The organism is Candidatus Palauibacter sp. (assembly GCF_965208055.1).
Taxonomy (GTDB): Bacteria; Gemmatimonadota; Gemmatimonadetes; order Palauibacterales; family Palauibacteraceae; genus Palauibacter.
Map to the genome: position 1 here is coordinate 532163 of NZ_CBDBNY010000004.1, position 16741 is coordinate 548903.

Annotated in this window: 11 protein-coding genes; 9 read left to right on the forward strand and 2 right to left on the reverse strand. The window is 67.9% G+C overall.

All coding sequences use genetic code 11. The features are described 5' to 3' along the window. The first annotated feature begins 114 nt into the window (after positions 1 to 114). The 4 genes from ACOGXI_RS02555 to ACOGXI_RS02570 all read left to right on the forward strand — a co-directional run bounded on the left by ACOGXI_RS02555 (position 115) and on the right by ACOGXI_RS02570 (position 5784). Complete coding sequence (locus tag ACOGXI_RS02555; protein ID WP_419937341.1) at positions 115 to 3387, forward strand: SusC/RagA family TonB-linked outer membrane protein; 3273 nt, start codon at positions 115 to 117, stop codon at positions 3385 to 3387. A gap of 21 nt (positions 3388 to 3408) precedes the next feature. Beyond that, positions 3409 to 4740 (forward strand): hypothetical protein, encoded by a 1332-nt coding sequence (locus tag ACOGXI_RS02560; RefSeq protein WP_419937342.1) that lies wholly within the window; start codon positions 3409 to 3411, stop codon positions 4738 to 4740. Beyond that, the gene (locus ACOGXI_RS02565) at positions 4737 to 5213 is read left to right on the forward strand and encodes a hypothetical protein (protein ID WP_419937343.1); all 477 of its coding nucleotides are present in this window, start codon (positions 4737 to 4739) and stop codon (positions 5211 to 5213) included. Before ACOGXI_RS02560 ends, ACOGXI_RS02565 begins: the two co-directional genes overlap by 4 nt. Before the next feature lie 61 nt (positions 5214 to 5274). Next, complete coding sequence (locus ACOGXI_RS02570; RefSeq protein ID WP_419937344.1) at positions 5275 to 5784, forward strand: hypothetical protein; 510 nt, start codon at positions 5275 to 5277, stop codon at positions 5782 to 5784. A 76-nt stretch (positions 5785 to 5860) separates the two neighbouring features. On the opposite strand, the gene ACOGXI_RS02575 is transcribed toward ACOGXI_RS02570, so the two are convergent. Continuing rightward, a complete protein-coding gene (locus tag ACOGXI_RS02575) occupies positions 5861 to 8383 on the reverse strand; it encodes a zinc-dependent metalloprotease (protein ID WP_419937345.1) in 2523 nt (840 codons plus the stop codon). 259 nt (positions 8384 to 8642) lie between these two features. Here ACOGXI_RS02575 and ACOGXI_RS02580 point away from each other — a divergent pair, with 259 nt between their 5' ends. Then, complete coding sequence (locus ACOGXI_RS02580; RefSeq protein WP_419937346.1) at positions 8643 to 9554, forward strand: DUF4440 domain-containing protein; 912 nt, start codon at positions 8643 to 8645, stop codon at positions 9552 to 9554. Between the two features lie 100 nt (positions 9555 to 9654). On the opposite strand, the gene ACOGXI_RS02585 is transcribed toward ACOGXI_RS02580, so the two are convergent. Beyond that, positions 9655 to 11205 (reverse strand): SLC13 family permease, encoded by a 1551-nt coding sequence (locus ACOGXI_RS02585; protein ID WP_419937347.1) that lies wholly within the window; start codon positions 11203 to 11205, stop codon positions 9655 to 9657. Between the two features lie 291 nt (positions 11206 to 11496). On the opposite strand from ACOGXI_RS02585, the gene secD reads away from it, so the two are divergent. The 4 genes from secD to mutL are packed head-to-tail and all read left to right on the forward strand — an operon-like array spanning position 11497 to position 16717. After that, a complete protein-coding gene (gene secD / locus ACOGXI_RS02590; RefSeq protein ID WP_419937348.1) occupies positions 11497 to 13179 on the forward strand; it encodes a protein translocase subunit SecD in 1683 nt (560 codons plus the stop codon). 13 nt (positions 13180 to 13192) lie between these two features. After that, on the forward strand, positions 13193 to 14125 hold the full coding sequence (gene secF / locus ACOGXI_RS02595; RefSeq protein ID WP_419937349.1) for a protein translocase subunit SecF: 933 nt from the start codon (positions 13193 to 13195) through the stop codon (positions 14123 to 14125). A 16-nt stretch (positions 14126 to 14141) separates the two neighbouring features. Next, on the forward strand, positions 14142 to 14927 hold the full coding sequence (locus tag ACOGXI_RS02600; protein WP_419937350.1) for a TatD family hydrolase: 786 nt from the start codon (positions 14142 to 14144) through the stop codon (positions 14925 to 14927). Then, on the forward strand, positions 14924 to 16717 hold the full coding sequence (gene mutL / locus ACOGXI_RS02605) for a DNA mismatch repair endonuclease MutL (RefSeq protein WP_419937351.1): 1794 nt from the start codon (positions 14924 to 14926) through the stop codon (positions 16715 to 16717). Before ACOGXI_RS02600 ends, mutL begins: the two co-directional genes overlap by 4 nt. Positions 16718 to 16741: the final 24 nt, after the last annotated feature.

The following is a 16741-nucleotide window of genomic DNA, read 5'->3' on the forward strand; positions in this document are numbered from 1 at the left end:
ACGGGGAATGGATTCGTAAGTGACGCGACCAGCGGAGTTGACTATCAGGAAGAGCTGACGGATCGGAAGCGGCTCGTCTGGCCGTTTCCGCCCATCCAGCCGAAGGAGCGCCGCATGAAACGCATCGGTTTTCGCACCATTGGAGCATGGGGAGCGGCCGCGGTCGCGCTCGCCTGCCTTGCACCGGGCCTGAGCGGCCAGGGCGCGGGCAGTATCGCGGGCCGAGTGACGGAAGAAGGCTCCCTCCGACCCCTGTCGTCCGTCCAGGTGTTCATCGAAGGCATCGGCGTCGGGACCTTCACCAACGCCAGCGGAGACTTCGTGCTGCTCAACGTACCCGTCGGCGAGCAGACGGTCGTCGCCCGCCTCGTCGGTTACCGCGAGGCCTCCGAAACCGTGACCGTCGCGGCCGGGGAGACCCTGACGCTCGACTTTGCCCTCAACGTCACCGCGGTCCAAATGGACGAAATCGTCGTGACGGGGACCGGCGTCGCAACCGAGAAACGCAAGCTCGGCCACACGATCGCGACCCTGAACACCGCGGAGCTCGAGAACGCGCCCATCTCCGACTTCAGCCAGCTCATCGCGGGCCGCGAACCCGGAGTGGTGGCGCTGCCCTCGTCGGGTTACACGGGCGAAGGCGCCCGCATCCGCATCCGCGGGTCGGCGTCGCTGTCGCAGCTGAACGAACCCATCGTCTACGTTGACGGAATCCGCGTGGATCGCTCAGCCGTGCAGAGCTTCAACGGGCAGGGCAGCCCCTCCCGCCTCGACGACATCCCGCCCGAGTCCATCGAGCGCGTCGAGATCGCGAAGGGCGCCGCGGCCGCGACCCTGTACGGGACGGAGGCCTCGAACGGCGTGATCCAGATCTTCACGAAGCGCGGCAGTGCGGGAGCCCCGCGCTTCACGTTTCGCACCGACCTGACCGCGATCTCCGTGCCGACCAACCGCATCCTGCCGGTCGCCGACTTCGCCGGCCGAGTCTGCTCCAGTCCCGGATGCACGGGAGAAGGCGACGCGCAGCGGCTGGCGGACGCCGTCAACGTGATGTCGACGCGCTGGGGACAGCCTGTGTCGCCCTGGGATCCGGTCGAGCGCGACCTGATTCCCGATCTGCTCACCACCGGATTCGGCCAGACCTACTCCGGATCCCTGCAGGGTGGGTCGAGCGTGTTCCAGTACTTCGCCTCCGGGCGCCTCGCCACCGAGGACGGGCCCTACGACGCGGCGCGGAACTTCGAGGCGGTGGAAGGGCTGGACCCCGAGAACGACACGAACCGCCGCGCGTCGCTCCACACCAACTTCACGCTGATTCCGAGCAGCGATCTGCGCATCGGCGTGACCACGCTCTATTCGGACATGGAGCACCACACGCCCGACAACTCGAACAACATCTACGGCGTGTTCTCATCGGCGCTCATGTCGCAGCTTCGGCTCGCCAACGCCGACCCGGAACTCGGGCAGATCAACTACTACGGCCAGCCGGCGTTCGCCACTCTGCGCGAGAACGCCTACCAGCTGAACTTCGTGAACTCGCAGCACTTCGCGGGATCCACGAACATCGACTTCTCGCCGTCCGACGCGTTCACCCTCGCCGGAACCTTCGGAATCGACTTCACGTCCGACGACGCGGTCAGCTTCCGGCCCTACCGGTGGAACGTGGACGGTTTTTCGGGCTCGACCCCCGACGGGAACAGGAACGTCAACGAGAACCGCAGCCGGGAGATCACGGCCGACATCAGAGGGTCGTACCTCTTCAACACCGACCGGCTCGAGAACACGCTCCTGTTCGGCGGTCAGGGATTCCTGCGCCAGGCGCAGTCGGCGGGGGGCAGCGGACGCGACTTCCCCGGTCCCGGCCTGGAGACCCTTTCGGCGCTGGGCTCCGAGTCCTCGTTCGAAAACTGGCTCCGGGTGACGCAGATCGGCGGCTACGTGCAGGACCAGATCGGATGGGACAACTGGCTCTTCCTGACCGTGGGCGCTCGCTGGGACGCCAACTCGGCGTTCGGCGAGGCGTTCAACACCGCCCTCTACCCCAAGGCCAACTTCGCCATCGTGCCGAGCGAACGCTGGGACAGCGAGCTCTTCTCGTCGATGCGGATCAAGGGGGCCTACGGCACGTCCGGGTTGCAGCCGGGCGCCTTCGACAAGTTCACGACCTTCTCGTCGCTGGGCACCGAGGTGGGTCCCGGCGTCCAGCCGTCGAATCTCGGCAACGAACAGTTGAAGCCCGAGGTGTCCACGGAATTGGAGTTCGGAATCGACCTCGGCCTCTTCAACGACCGGTGGTCGGTCGAGGCGACCTGGTGGGACCGGGTGGTCACCGACGCCATGGTGGCGCGCCAGTTCCCGGTGACGGGCGGCTTCACGCAGACGCAGCTCGACAACATCGGCGAGGTCACGGCCCGCGGGCTCGAGTTGGGTATCCGCGGCAACCTGATCCAGGCGCGGGACATCTCGCTCAACGTCTTCGCGAACACCGCCTTCCTGTCCGAGGAGATCACGGACATGGGAGGCGCGCCTCCCCTCAAGACCGGCGGCAGCTATCCGCGCTACCGCAACTATCTGGTGGAGGGCTTCACGCCGGGCGCCTTCTTCGGTGCACAGGTCGCCGATGTGGCGATCCCGCTGAACATCCTCGATCCGGTTGACGGCCAGTGCGTCGTGCCGACGCGCGATCAGGCTCTCGCGTACTTCAGCCAGCCGCGCAACCCCAACAGCTTCAAGCCGCTTGCGATCGGAAACGAGGATTTCGGAACGCCCAACGGCGAGCTGGCGTCGCACAACTGCGGGACCGGATTGCTCGACACCCACCTCGGCAATCCCACCCCGGACTACGCGGGCTCCTTCGGCTTCGACCTCGCGTTCCTGGGCAACTTCCAGCTGACGTCGCTCATGGAGTACAAGATCGGTCACCAGGTGCAGGATCTTTCGGGCATGTTCCGGCGCGCCAACAACTTCATCGGGCGCAACACGCCGCGCTCCGCCGAGCTGTACTCCGCGATGCTGAACCCGGGGTCCACGGCGGAGCAGCGGCTCGATGCGGCGGTCGCGTGGGCCCACGAGGTCGAGGGTCTCTCGCCGATGTCCGGCATGAACGGGGTCTACGACGCCGACTCGATCCATTGGCGCGAGCTGTCGCTCAGCTATCGGGTACCGTCGTCCGTCATCGAGCGCTGGGGTTTCTCGGCCGCCACGGTGAACATGGGCGTGCGCAACCTGATGCTGTTCATGCTGGGCGACTATCCCGGCATGGACCCGGAGGGCAACGTCCTCGGGCGCTGCAACGGAGGCCTCAACTGCAACTTCCTGAATTCGACGGAAGGCTGGGGCATTCCGATCCCGCGGCGCTTCACGATGTCCGTCCGGCTCACCCTCTAGATCCAAGCGGGAGACCATACCATGAGGAATCGAAATATGAAGGCCCGGTTGGCCACACCTCTTCTGGCTGCTTTCGCGCTCGGGTGCGGCGACCTGCTGGACGTCAACAACCCCAACGATCTGGTCGAGGAGGACATCCGCAAGGAAGCCGCCGCCGCCGCCGTCGTGAACGGCACGCTCACGCTCGTGGCGTCTTCCGTCTCGCAATCCTGGCAGCCGTACCTGGTGGCGTCCGACGAGATGCGCTGGATCGGCTCCAGGGATGCCTGGCTCTCGCTCGATCTCGGATTCGTGGATGATCCGCTGAACGAGTTCATCGATGGTCCGTTCCCGGCCATGGGACAGGCCCGGTGGATGAGCGACGAAGCCATCGAGATCCTGCAGGGGCATCACGACAACAACCCATCCAATTCGATCAAGACCGATCTGGCGCGCGCCTACATGTACTCCGGCATCATCTACATGGTGATCGGGGAGATCCAGGAGGATTACGCGTTCTCGGACAAGACGGAGAGCGGACCTCCGGTCGGGCCGGCCAACATGGCTCAGGTCCTGGACGGTGCGATCGACAGGTTCTCCTCGGCCATCTCCGGCTTCAACGAGGTCGGCGCCACCGACATGGCGACACGGGCCAGGGCTCTCCGCGCCCGCGCCCGACAGTCGCGCGCGATATGGGATGCGATCAACCCATCGCCATCCGGGAATGGGCTAGTGTCCTCCGCCGAGGCCGGGGCGGACGCCAGTGCGGTCCTGGCGAGCGTCAGCGGGGACTGGACCCACAACCTGACGTTCTCGAGCGCCAGCGTCGCCAACTCGATGGCGTCCTGGGTCAACGACCGCAAGGAGAACCAGATCGACCTCTCGATCGCCACGGTGGACGACCAGAACGACATCAACGGGATCGCGCTCAAGGATCCCATCGATGGCGTCGACGACCCGGCCGTCATCAAGTGGCTGAATCAGTGGAAGGGCGGCGACTATCTCGACAAGGGCGGGATCTATCCGCCCCTGACGCTTGCCTCGGCCCGGATGATGCACCTGATTCTGGCCGAGAACGCGCTGGCGGGCGGGGATTCCAATGGCTTCGCCATGCACATCAATCACATCCGCGCGCTGGACGGCGTGACCCCGTACGATGGTCAGATCCCCGAGATGGAGATGCTCCAGCACACGCGCCGGGTGAACGTGCTGCTGCAGGGCCTGCGGCTGGCGGACATGTACAGGTGGGGACTCACGGATCCCCAGTGGCAGGGCGCTGCGGCCGCGATGTCCGCGCCGGGCACGATGCTCCCGATTTCGATCATCGAGCTGCGGGCGAACTGCCACCTGAACGGCTTGGGTTGCGGAGGTTGATCCGGCGGGGAAGGCGGCGGTTCCCAGCCGCCGCCTCCCCCCCCGTTACGGGGCTCTCGCTCCTGCTGGCGGCGGTCTCCCTTGGCGGCTGCTCGGCGGTTTTCGATGACCCCACGCCCGAAAACATCTATTTCGAGATGCGGGGCGATGCGGGCGACCGGGTAAGGGTGATCTACTCCACGCAGTTCGTGGCCGGCCTCAACGAGTTCGGCGTGACGCGGGTGCAGGTCGTCCGGTCGGATACGGTCGTGCACGAGATCCCCTTCGAGCGAACGACGGATATCTCCATCGACCGGCGGTGGTTCGTGCAGGCGGAGCCACTGGGCGCGGATACTCTTTCCGTCCAGGTCATCGTGAACGTGGACGACCGGGGTCTTGTGAACGAATCCGGGGGGATCTTTCCTGACGAGCCCTGGCACTTCGTCTACTCGTTCAACCAACTCCTGACGCGAGATCTCGATGTTGCCTTCTGAGTCGCCTTCCGAGTTGCATTCCGACTCCCCGCCGGCGGGCGGATCGCGGCGCCGCCGGGCCGTGGCCTTTCTGCTGGTCGGGCTCACGGCCTCGGGGTGCTACTCCTACCGGTTCGCCGAAGACGCTCCCGTGGGCGCCGTGGCCAGGCTGCGCGTGCCGATCCGGTCCGCCATCGTCGATCCCAACTCCCCTTCCGAGACGGTTGCGGTCGAGGGGAAGATCGTCAGCGTGGGAGATACGATCTGGTTCGAGGCGAGCACGCGGCATACTCTCGGCCTGTTCCGCGACGTGGTGCAGTACGACACGCTGCGCGTGGCCCGGGATGGAATCGCAAGCATCGAGGTGCGCGAATTCTCGACGACGAAGAGCGTCCTGCTCGGGGCCGGACTCGTGGCGGGAACGGCGGCCCTGGCTGCCGCTGCGGCGGGGGCCGGCGGAGGTCAGGCCGGCGCGGGGCCGGGCGGAGACGCCCCCCAGACCTCCACCGCAGTGATCGTTTCGGTGCCGGCGGGCGGGATCGGACAATGGCTCGGGCGCGTGCTACCCTCCATCCTGGGACTGAGGCCCTGACGGCGCCCGCCCGCTGAGACGCTGAGACCTTGAGGCGGCCGGCCCGCTGAGACCCTGACGGGCCGGCCCGCACGGCTCAGTCGGGGTCGAGGATGTCGTCGATCCTGGCCAGGGCGTCGCGAAGGTGCAGTTCCGTCGTGCGGTCGAGCCGCCGCCGGAGCACGCGTTCGATCGCATCCCGGAGCCCGTGGAGTTCGCCCCGCACGAAGGCGCGGATGTCCGACTGGGACACGTCCACCGAGGTGAAGAAGTCGGAGAGGCCGGCGAAAAAGAAGATCGGGAGCGACAGTTCCTGCGTCATCAGATACTCGAGCCTCTCCAGGTGTCCCCGCTGGAGATTCCGCCGGTAGACCCCGATCGGGGCGCCGGTGTCCAGTTCGCCCCAGATGGAGCCGCGCAGGTCCTCGAACAACTCGCCGAGGCTGTAGTGGTCCCCCCCGTTCCGGACTTCCGCTTCGATCAACCGCTGCATGCGGCCCGGGTCGAGGATCATGTTCACGACCCGAACCTGAATGCTCCGCATCCGGTCCACGGTTGACGGGTTTTCGATCTTCGCGAGGATGTCCTCGTCGACCATCCACGTCGGCGGGTCGAAGGCCTGCCGCGCGAAGAAGTCCATCGCCCGCCGCTGCGTGGCCTCGTCCACGAACTCGTAGACGGCGCCCTCCTGGCCGACCCGCTTCCGCGTGCGCGTCACGCCGCCGACCACGGTCCCGACGTGGCCCATGTAGCGGTTCCACTGGCCGATGAGGTTGTTGTAGAGTTCCGCCAGCTCCTCGTAGTTCTCTCCCTCACGCCCGTCGCTGCTCCACTCGACGAGTTGGGGGAGAATCCGCTTCAGGTTCTCGATCCCGAGGTCGCTCGCCTCCATGGCGTCGGAGCCGATGGCTTCCGTCTGGGCGCTCGGGTCGATCGGCGTCGCGCTGCCGAAATAGTAGACCGGGTCGTCCTCGACCTCACGGATCCACGCGTCGAGCGTCGGGCGCTCCTCGTCCGCGTCCGCACCGAGGATCGGGCGGTAGGCCCAGTTGATCGCGAAGCGGTCGTATTCGCCGATCCGCGGGTCCACGCACGCGCCCTCGTCCTCCGGTTGCGCGACGTAGTTGAAGCGCGCGTAGTCCATGATCGAAGGCGCGACCCCTTGCCGGCACACGAAGCCCGGGGCCCGCAGCGAGTCCACGGGGAAGGCGGAACTCGACTTCATGTTGTGCTGGAGTCCGATGGTGTGTCCGACCTCGTGCGCGGCGACGAAACGGATCAGCCGGCCCATCACCTCGTCGTCGAAGAGCGCGCGGCGCGCCGCCGGATTTACGGCCGCCGTCTGAATCAGGTACCAGTTCCGCAGCAGGTTCGCGACGTTGTGGTACCACTGGATGTCGCTCTCGAGGATCTCTCCCGTTCGCGGGTCGTGTACATGCGGCCCGGACGCGTTCTGAACCTCCGACGGGAGCCAGCGGATCACGGAATAGCGCACGTCCTCCGGGCTGAACTCGGGATCCTCCTCGAAGGAGGGCGGCATCCGCCCCTGGATCGCGTTGCTGAAGCCTGCCGCCTCGAAGGCTTCCTGCCAGTCCTCGATCCCCTGGATCAGGTACGGGCGCCACTTCTCCGGCGTGGCGGGATCGAGGTAGTAGATGATGGGCTTGACCGGGTCGACGAGTTCGCCGCGCCGGAAGGCCGCGGTGTCGCTGGGCTCGAGCCGCCACCGCGTCACGTAGGTGCGCGTGACGACCTTCTGGTCGCTGCGGCCGTAGTCGACCTGGCTCACGTTGAAGAAGCCCACCCGCTCGTCGAAGATCCGCGGCTCCATCGGCTCGTCCGGCAGCAGGATCATCGACTGGTTCATCTCGATGGAGATCGAGTTCGTGCTCGCGTTCGACGGGGGCGTCTGCGCGTTGTAGGTGAGGACATGCCGCACTTCGACATTGCGGGGGAAGCTCTTGACCCAGTCGACGTAGGTGCGGTTCGAGTCCAGCGAGCGCACCCGGTACGCGTCGCGGCGTCCCTGGCTCAGCCCGAACATGGGGATGTCGGACTCGAACAGCGGCGTGGCGTCGATGACGACGCTCGTCGAGTCGTCGTTCAGCGCTTCGATGTCGAAGGCGCGCAGGATCGGCTCGAAGTTCGCGCCCCGCACGGCCCGCGCCACCGGAAGGGCCTCGTCCGCCACGTTCGTGTGTCTCACGACGCGAAGGAAGATCCGCTCGTCGTCGGGCCCGTTCTTCTCCCAGCGAATGACCTGCGTATTCGCCTTCTGGCCGCCGTAGCCCATCCCCTCGGGAACCGACGCCAGCCGGCTCACGAGCAGGATCTCGCGTCCCAGAATCTCCTCCGGAATCTCGAACAGCCATCTGTCGTCCACCCGGTGGACGTGGACCATCCCCGAGTCCGTGACCGCCTCCTCCGTGACGACTTCGGAATAGGGCTCCGGCCCGTCTTCGTCATCCCCGCCGCCGCGGGGGCCGGATTCGGCCTCGCCCGAAGCGGACGGGGCGGGAGTCGGCCGGGCAAAGGGCCGGATGCAGCCGGTGACCGCGATCAGGAGCGAGAGCGAAAGGATGAGGGCGAGAGGACGTGTGCGACGCACGATCTGGACCATGCTGTTGGCTTCCCGGTTCGGAGGTGGTGTGTGCGGGTCTCGGCGGCCGTCGACCCGGGCGCCCAACGTAAGCGGGGGCGGAATGACGGGCCAACCTCGGCGGTCCATCCGTTGCCGCGGACCGCTGGCCCGCCGCATTGACGGATCCGCCTTGAAACGCGTAGCGTTCCGACAGTTACGCCTTGTCTCGTCGACGATCCCCGCAGTGAAAGGCACGCGTGCGGAGGGCGCGACGTTTTATTTCCGAAGGAGGTACCCGATGCGCATCCGCACCCTGGCTCCCTTTGCCCTGGCTCTGACCATCGCCTGCGGCGGGGCGGAAACGGAAGAAGCCGCAATGACGGAGGAAATGGCGGAGGAGATGACGGAGGCGATGGACGCCCCCGCCATGCCCGACGCCGATGCGGCGATGGCGACGATCACGGACTATTGGCAGACCCACTACAACATGGGTCACGGCAGCATGGTCGCGAGCAAGTTCGCCGAGGACGGAGTCCTCTGGGGCAGCTCGGGGGCCATGCTCTACGGGAGGGACGCGATCGGCGAAGGTCTCCAGTCGCGGATGGACGCGGGGAGTTCGGAGATCGCGATCCACCCCGGCGCGGCGATGGCGTTCGGCGACCAGGTCGTCGCGCGCGGACACTACGTGCTGACCGGCGGAGATGCGCGCAACTCCGGCTACTACATGGCCGTGGCCGAGGACGCCGACGGAGAGTGGGCGCTGAAGGGCATGGTGGCCAATCTCGACACGCCCGATCAGACCATGTCGGCCGGCGCGATGATGGACATGCCGGAGGGAATGGGCGGCGATCTCATCCAGGCGAGTGGCGACTACTTCGTCACGCACTACAACATGGGGCACGCCTCGATGGTGGCGAACACGTTCACCGAGGACGCCGTGGCCATGCTGCCCGGAGAGGGGGCCCGTGAGGGCCGCGCGGCCGTCGAGGAGGGACTGCAGGCGCTGTTCGACGCCGGCGTCACGTTCAGCGGCATGTCGGCATGGTCCGCGCACGACCTGGACGATGGACACGCGGTGGGCATCGGCACGTACGGCACCGAGGGCACGGACGGGGCCGGCGGGGGGCACTACGCGGCGCTCTACTCGCGCGGCGAGGACGGGAGCCTGATGATGCACTGGTTCCTGATGGGCGCACACCAGGGGATGTAACCGCCTGCGGACCGGTCGGGTCGTCTCCGCGGGCGACGCGACCGGATCCCCTCTTCCCGGCCCCCTCGGCGGCCTGCGCGCGGGGTTCGTACGGCCTTCGCTAGGGGGTCGGCGCCGCCCAGTCGGGGAGGACGCCCGGTTCGATCCCGAACAGCAGCGGCCCGAGGGCACGGAAGATCAGCGTGATCACGACCGCGCCGATGAGGTTGAGGAAGAGTCCCGCCCGCGCCATCTCCGCGATCCTCACGCGGTTGCTCCCGAACACCACGGCGTTGGGCGGGGTCGCCACCGGCATCATGAAGGCGCAGGACGCGGAGAGCGTCGCCGGGACCATCAGCAGGAGCGGGTGAACGCCTGTCGCGACGGCCACGGCCGCGAAGATGGGGAGCACCATCTCGGTCGTGGCCGTATTCGACGTGAGTTCGGTCAGAAACGTCATCGCGAGGCAGATGACGAGGATCAGCACGAGCGGCGGCACCGCCGACAGCCCGCTGAACCCCTCGCCGATGAACCGCGCGAGTCCCGTGGCCTGGAAGCCGTGGGCGAGGGCGAAGCCTCCCCCGAACAGGAGCACGATGTTCCACGGCAGCCGGCGGACCACGTCGGGTCCCATGATGGTGGCGGACTTCGCGCCGGCCGACCTCGTCGGGATCAGGAAGAGGATAGAGGCCATCGTGATCGCGACGGTCCCGTCATCGAGCAGGTCGCCGTACGGCAGGAGCGCGGACCAGCCCGGCACCGTGAGCGGACCGATCTCGATCGGCGCGCGAAACACCCACAGCACGGCCGTCGTGGCGAAGACGGCGAGGATCGCCCGTTCCTCGAAGCCGACGGGACCGAGCTTCCGCATCTCCGACTCCACCACTTCACGGTCGACGGAGACGTCCTCCGGCACGCGGAAGAAGACACGCGTGATCAGTATCCACGCGAAACCGAGCATGAGCGCCGCGATGGGCAGCGCCATGACGAACCACACCCCGAACGAAATGTGCGGCGCGTCCGGGAACGTGATCGCGAAGATCCGCTGGAGCGAAAGGTTCGGCGGCGTGCCGACCAGCGTCGCGATCCCGCCGGCGGAACAGGCGTAGGCGATGCCCAGCATGATCGCCACGGAGAAGGCGCGCGTCCGGTCGCGCCCGAACTGCTCCTCCATGCGCAGGATCACGGCGAGTCCCACCGGGACCATCATGATCGCGGTCGCCGTGTTCGAGATCCACATGGAGAGGAAGGCCGCCGCCAGCATGAAGCCGAGCACGATGCGGGCGGGGCCGCCGCCCACCGCGCGGATGACCCAGAGCGCGATCCGCCGGTGTACGTCCCACTTCTCCATCGTGAGCGCGATCATGAAGCCGCCGAGGAAGAGGACGATCGTGCTGTTGAAGTAGATGGGCGCCGTCTCCCCGGTCCGTCCGATCCCGAGGATCGGAAACAGGAGCAGCGGGAGCAGCGCGGTCGCGAAGAGCGGAATCGCGTCGGTGATCCACCATGTGGCCATGAGGACGGCGACCGCCGCCATGCGCGTGACCTCGGGCCGGCCCGGCTCGAGGTCGAGCAGCAGCATCAGCAGGAAGAGGAGCGGTCCGAGCCACAGCCCGATGCGCTGGCCGCGCGAGCGCGTCTCGGATCGGTTCTCCGAACGGTCATGTGCCATGCGTTTCCTCGCCGCTCCGGGCCCCGGATTTCGGCCCCGCCCGCGCGGGCCCGGCGCGCGTCGCCCGAGATGGCGCGGCGCGGCGGAGGAACGTACCATCCGGCGCGAGACGCCGCGTAGACGCCGCGTAGTTTCCTCTCGCGCGCCGCTGGGCTAGTTTTGCGTCCCTTTGCCACTTCGCAGCGACGGTCCCCGGCTCGGCCGGCGTCGCTCGGGCCCCGACGCGGGCCGCGATCACGAGACCCACGAAGAACGGTGACAATCTAGATGTTCGGTTCGGTACGATGGCGATTGATCTGGATCGCCGTTCTGGTAGCTGTTTGCGGTTTCGCCCTGGTGCCCGAGACCATCGTGGACGAAGTGACGGGCGAATCCGAGCGGGTCTGGCCGCTCAAGCTCGGCCTGGACCTGCAGGGCGGCATGCACCTCGCGGTCGAGATCTACGATCCCGAGAACACCCTGAGCGGGCAGGACCTCGACGACGCGGTCGAACGCACGCTCACCACGATTCGGAACCGGATCGACGAGTTCGGCGTCCGCGAGCCGACGATCCAGCGCTCGGGCAACCGCATCATCATCGAACTCGCGGGGGTCGACGATCCGGAGCAGGCGAAGCGGATCGCCACGGAGACCGCGTTCATGGAGTTCAAGATCGTCACCGACGGTCAGGAGTTCGTGGACGCTCTGGAACGGATCGACCGCGCGATCGTGAACGAGGTGGGCATCGAGAACCTTCGGGTCACGACGCTCGAGACCGAGCCGGAAGTCGACCTCAGCGACATCCTCGGTGGCGCCGCCGATTCCGCCGCCGCGGCGGATCCGGTCGAAGAAGGGGACGCGGCCGAAGAAGCGGACCCGGCCGCCGATTCCCTCGCGACCGAAGAAGACGACGCGGCGGACGGGGTGGACGAGACCACTGCGCGGCCGCTCTCGGCCCTTCTGGGGCAGGGACGGATCCTCGGCGAGTATCTCGTCCCGCAGGAGGATCAGCCCACCGTGGCGGCGTGGCTGGCACTCGAGAGCGTCCGGGACGCGCTCCCCAGGGGCGTTACGCTGCACTGGGGCGTGGAGCAGGTCGGAGCCGGCGCGGGATCCTACGTGCCGCTCTATGTGCTCGAGTCGGAGCCGCTCATCACGGGCGACATGCTTCAGGACGCGGGGCCGGCGAACCGCGACCCGACGTTCAACCAGCCGATCGTTCCCTTCGAGACGACCCGGCGCGGCTCGCGGGTCTTCGAGCGCGGTACGGCGCGGAACATCGGCGAGAACATGGCCATCGTCCTCGACGGCCGGGTCCAGAGCTACGCCGTCATCCGCAGCGTCCTGAGCCGCCGCGCCCAGATCGAGCTTACGCCCGGAGCCTCCTTCCAGGAGGCGCAGGAACTCGCGCTCGTCCTGCGGGCCGGCGCGCTGCCGATGCCGATCGAGGTGGTCGAGGAGCGCAACGTGAGCGCCTCGCTCGGCGAAGACTCGATCCGCCAGGGCCGCACCGCCTTCATCATCGGGATCGTCGGCGTGATCATCCTGATGATGATCTACTATCGGGCGGCGGGAGTACTCGCCGTCGGGGCGCTGCTCACGTACGTCGTTTTCATGCTCGGGGGCCTGGCCGGCCTCGACGCGACGCTCACCCTGCCGGGCATCGCGGGTCTCATCCTCTCCATCGGGATGGCGGTGGACGCGAACGTCCTCATCTTCGAACGGGTGCGCGAGGAACTCGCGGCCGGGAAGACGCCGCGCACGGCGGTGGACGCGGGATTCGGCAACGCGCTGTCGGCGATCGTGGATGCGAACCTCACGACGCTCATCACCGGGATCATCCTCTTCCAGTTCGGGACCGGCGCGGTGCGGGGCTTCGCGGTCACGCTCTGCATCGGGATTCTCGCGTCGTTCTTCTCCGCGATCTACGTGACGCGGACGCTCTTCACCATGTACCTGAACCGACGAGGCTCCCGGGAGTCCGTGAGCATATAGGAACGAAGTCATCATGAGGGTCTTCCAGAACGCGAGCTACAAGTTCCTTTCCATGCGCCGGCCGGCGTACTTCGCGTCGGCCGCGATCATCACGATCGGTCTCCTGTCGATCATCTTTCGCGGCGGGCTGCGGACGGGCGTGGAGTTCACCGGCGGCGTGCTCCTCGAGGTCCAGTTCTCGCAGACGACCGACGTGGGCCAGATCCGCGACGCACTGACGACCGGCGGCACGACGGGCGTCCAGATTCAGCAGCTGCGGACGGTCGGAGCGGAGACATTCGACTTTCTGCTGCGCGTTCCGGTCGGGGAGGATGAGGACCAGAACGCGATCCGGGACCAGATCCGGGCGAGCCTCGAGACGCAGTACTCCGCGGGAAGCTTCGAGATTGCGCGCGGCGATACGCTGAGCGCCAAGGTGGGCGACGAGTTCCAGCGCACCGCGGTCATCGCCGTGCTGCTTTCCTTCCTCCTGACCCTGATCTACCTCGCCTTCCGCTTCGAGTGGCGGTTCGGCGTGGCCGCCGTCATCGCGACGGTGCACGACATGTTCATCACGTTCGGGTTCATCTCGCTGCTGGATATCGAGATCAACCTCGCCACGGTAGCCGCGATTCTCACGATCATCGGGTATTCGCTCAATGACACGATCGTCGTCTTCGACCGCGTGCGGGAGAACCTGAGGAAGAAGCGGAAGGAAGCGTACGACACGACGCTCAACCGCAGCCTGAACGAGACGCTGCCGCGAACGGTCCTCACCAGCGGCACGACGCTGATGGCGCTGCTGTCGCTGGTCGTGATCGGGGGCGCCGTGATTCGGCCCTTCGCCGGCGTGCTCATCATCGGAGTGCTCGTGGGGACGTATTCCTCGATCTTCGTGGCATCGCCCGTTCTCGTCGAGATTCACGACCGGGCGCGCAAGCGCGCCGCGATCGCCGCCCGCGGCTAGCCGCGGCTCGCCACGGGTGGCCGGGACCGAGCCCACGCTCTTCGATTCGCACCTCCATCTGACGGCGGCACGCTTCGGCCCCGACCTCGATGAGGTGGTGGACCGAGCCCACGCGCGGGGCGTGCGCGGCATGGTCACGGTCGCCTCGGACCCCGAGGACGCGGAGAAGGCTTCGGCGCTGGCCGCGCGGACGCCCGGCCTGTGGGCGACGGCCGGGCTCCATCCCCACTCGGCGGACCGGACCTCGGCCTCCCTCATGGGCGAGATCGAGCGCCTCGCCGAGGCCCCCGAAGTCGTCGCGATCGGCGAGACGGGTCTCGACTTTCATTACGACAACGCGGCCCGGTCGGCCCAGCTGGAGAACTTCGAGGCGCACCTCGGGATGGCGGCGCGGCTCGGCCTGCCGATCGTCGTGCATTCGCGCTCGGCGGAGGCCGAGACGGCGGAGCGGGTGAGGGAGTACGGCGACGGCGCCGCCGGCGTGCTGCACTGCTTCACGGGAGGTGAAGCACTCCTCGATGCCGCCCTGGCTGCGGACTGGTACGTCTCCTTTTCGGGGCTCATCACGTTTGTCGCCGAACTGGCCGAATGGGCCCGCGCCGTGCCGGCCCACCGGCTCCTCATCGAGACGGACGCTCCCTACCTGGCGCCCGTCCCACGCCGCGGACGCCGAAACGAACCCGCCTACCTCACGCACACGTGCGAGCGGCTGGCGAAAGTGCGCGGCACGTCCTTCGAGGAAGCGGCGGCGCTCACGGCCCGCAACGCGCGCCGCTTCTACGGTCTGGAGGACGCGGCATGAGCCCCTCTGCGGCCGGTGGCGTGCGGATCCTGCCCGACCATGTCGCGAACCAGATCGCGGCCGGCGAGGTCGTGGAGCGTCCCGCCTCCGTCGTCAAGGAACTCGCCGAGAACGCGGTCGATGCGGGGGCGCGGCGCGTCGAGGTCGCGCTCCGCAACGGAGGGAAGACCGAGATCCGGGTCTCGGACGACGGGAGCGGGATGAATCGCGAGGACGCGGTGCTCGCTCTGGACCGGCACGCGACGAGCAAGATCCGCAGCGTGGATGATCTGCGGAGCGTCCGCTCCTTCGGCTTCCGGGGCGAGGCGCTGCCCTCCATCGCGGCGGTCAGCCGTTTCGAACTGCATACGGCGCTGAGCCCGGAAGAGGGCGTGCGGGCGCGGGTCGATTTCGGGCGCATCCGCAGCGTCGATGACGTGCCGCGCCGGCGCGGCACGACGGTGACGGTCCGCGCGCTGTTCCACGATCTGCCGGCGCGCGCAAAGTTCCTCGGGAGTTCGGCCGCCGAGTCCCGGGCCGCGGGCGAAGCGCTCGTGCTCCTCGCGCTTGCGAACCCTGCCGTCGGCTTCCGGCTCGAGTCGAACCGCCGCGCCTCCATGGATCTCACCCCCGCGCGGGACTGGCTCGAACGGATCGGCCAGCTTTGGGGAGACCTCGCCCCCACGCTCATTCCCGTGGAAGATGCGGGCGGCCCCGTGCGGGTCCGAGGCTTCGTCCAGCGGCCCGATGCGGCGCGCGCGAGGGGAGGGCGCCGCTACACGTTCGTGAACGGCCGCCCCTTTCGGGATCCCGCGCTCCTGCGGCTGGTGGATGACGCGTTCCGGACGACGGTCGTGGAGGGCGTTCGGCCGAGTCTCTTCCTGCGGATCGAACCGCCGCCCGCATCGGTGGATGTCAACGTCCACCCGGCCAAGGCGGAGGTGCGGTTCCGTGACCGCGAGAGCGTCGAGACCGCCGTGCACGATGCGGTACGGGCGGCGCTGGCGCGGCTCGATTCGACGAAACCGATGGGAGTCCCCGGCGACGCGCCCGACCCGGAGCGAGCCGATCGAACGTCCTCCCGCGGCCGTGCCCGGACACCCCGCGGCGAGCCGCCCGCGGAGATGCCGCAGTTCGCGCTCTTCGTCTCGGGGCGCGACGACGCGGGCGCGCCGCCCGAGCCGGGGGGCGAAGCCGGCGCGAGCGGGGAGGGGGGCGCGGCGGAGGCTCCGTTCGTCGGCCCGGAACTGTGGCAACTCCACGACCGTTACATTCTCGCGGCGACCCGCGACGGGCTCCTCATCGTCGACCAGCACTCGGCGCACGAACGCGTGCTCTACGAGGAGATCATGGCGCGGTTCGAGGCGGGGGGCGGCACCTCCCAGGCGCTCCTCTTTCCGGTCACGATGCAGTTCTCGCCTCCGGAAGCCGAGGCGCTCGAGGATCTCGCCGGATTGCTCGTCCGGCAGGGCTTCGAGCTGGAGCCGTTCGGCGAGCGGACCTGGATTCTGACGGCGGCCCCGCAGCCCCACGCCCGCTTCGACGCGGAACGCTGCCTGCGCGAGATGGTGCGCGAACTGGCGGAGGGATCCCCGCTGGTGAATACGGCGCGCAGCCAGCACGAGCGCCTCGCGATGAGCATGGCGTGCAAGGGCGCGATCAAGGCGGGCGCGCACATCTCGCCGGAAGAGGCGAGGGAACTCTTCGACCGGTTGTTCGCGACCCCGCTGCCCGGACACGACGTCCATGGCCGCCCGACGATCGTGCGCCTGAGCGTCGAGGAGCTCGACCGGCGGTTCGGCCGCGGGTAGGCGCCGGGCCCGTGGGGAGTTCAC

Excerpts from the sequence above, each read along its gene's own strand:
- ACOGXI_RS02555 (WP_419937341.1), top strand. The coding sequence starts at position 115 with ATGAAACGCATCGGTTTTCGCACCATTGGAGCATGGGGAGCGGCCGCG.
- ACOGXI_RS02560 (WP_419937342.1), top strand. The coding sequence starts at position 3,409 with ATGAGGAATCGAAATATGAAGGCCCGGTTGGCCACACCTCTTCTGGCT.
- ACOGXI_RS02575 (WP_419937345.1), bottom strand. The coding sequence starts at position 8,383 with ATGGTCCAGATCGTGCGTCGCACACGTCCTCTCGCCCTCATCCTTTCG.
- ACOGXI_RS02580 (WP_419937346.1), top strand. The coding sequence starts at position 8,643 with ATGCGCATCCGCACCCTGGCTCCCTTTGCCCTGGCTCTGACCATCGCC.
- ACOGXI_RS02585 (WP_419937347.1), bottom strand. The coding sequence starts at position 11,205 with ATGGCACATGACCGTTCGGAGAACCGATCCGAGACGCGCTCGCGCGGC.
- secF (WP_419937349.1), top strand. The coding sequence starts at position 13,193 with ATGAGGGTCTTCCAGAACGCGAGCTACAAGTTCCTTTCCATGCGCCGG.
- mutL (WP_419937351.1), top strand. The coding sequence starts at position 14,924 with ATGAGCCCCTCTGCGGCCGGTGGCGTGCGGATCCTGCCCGACCATGTC.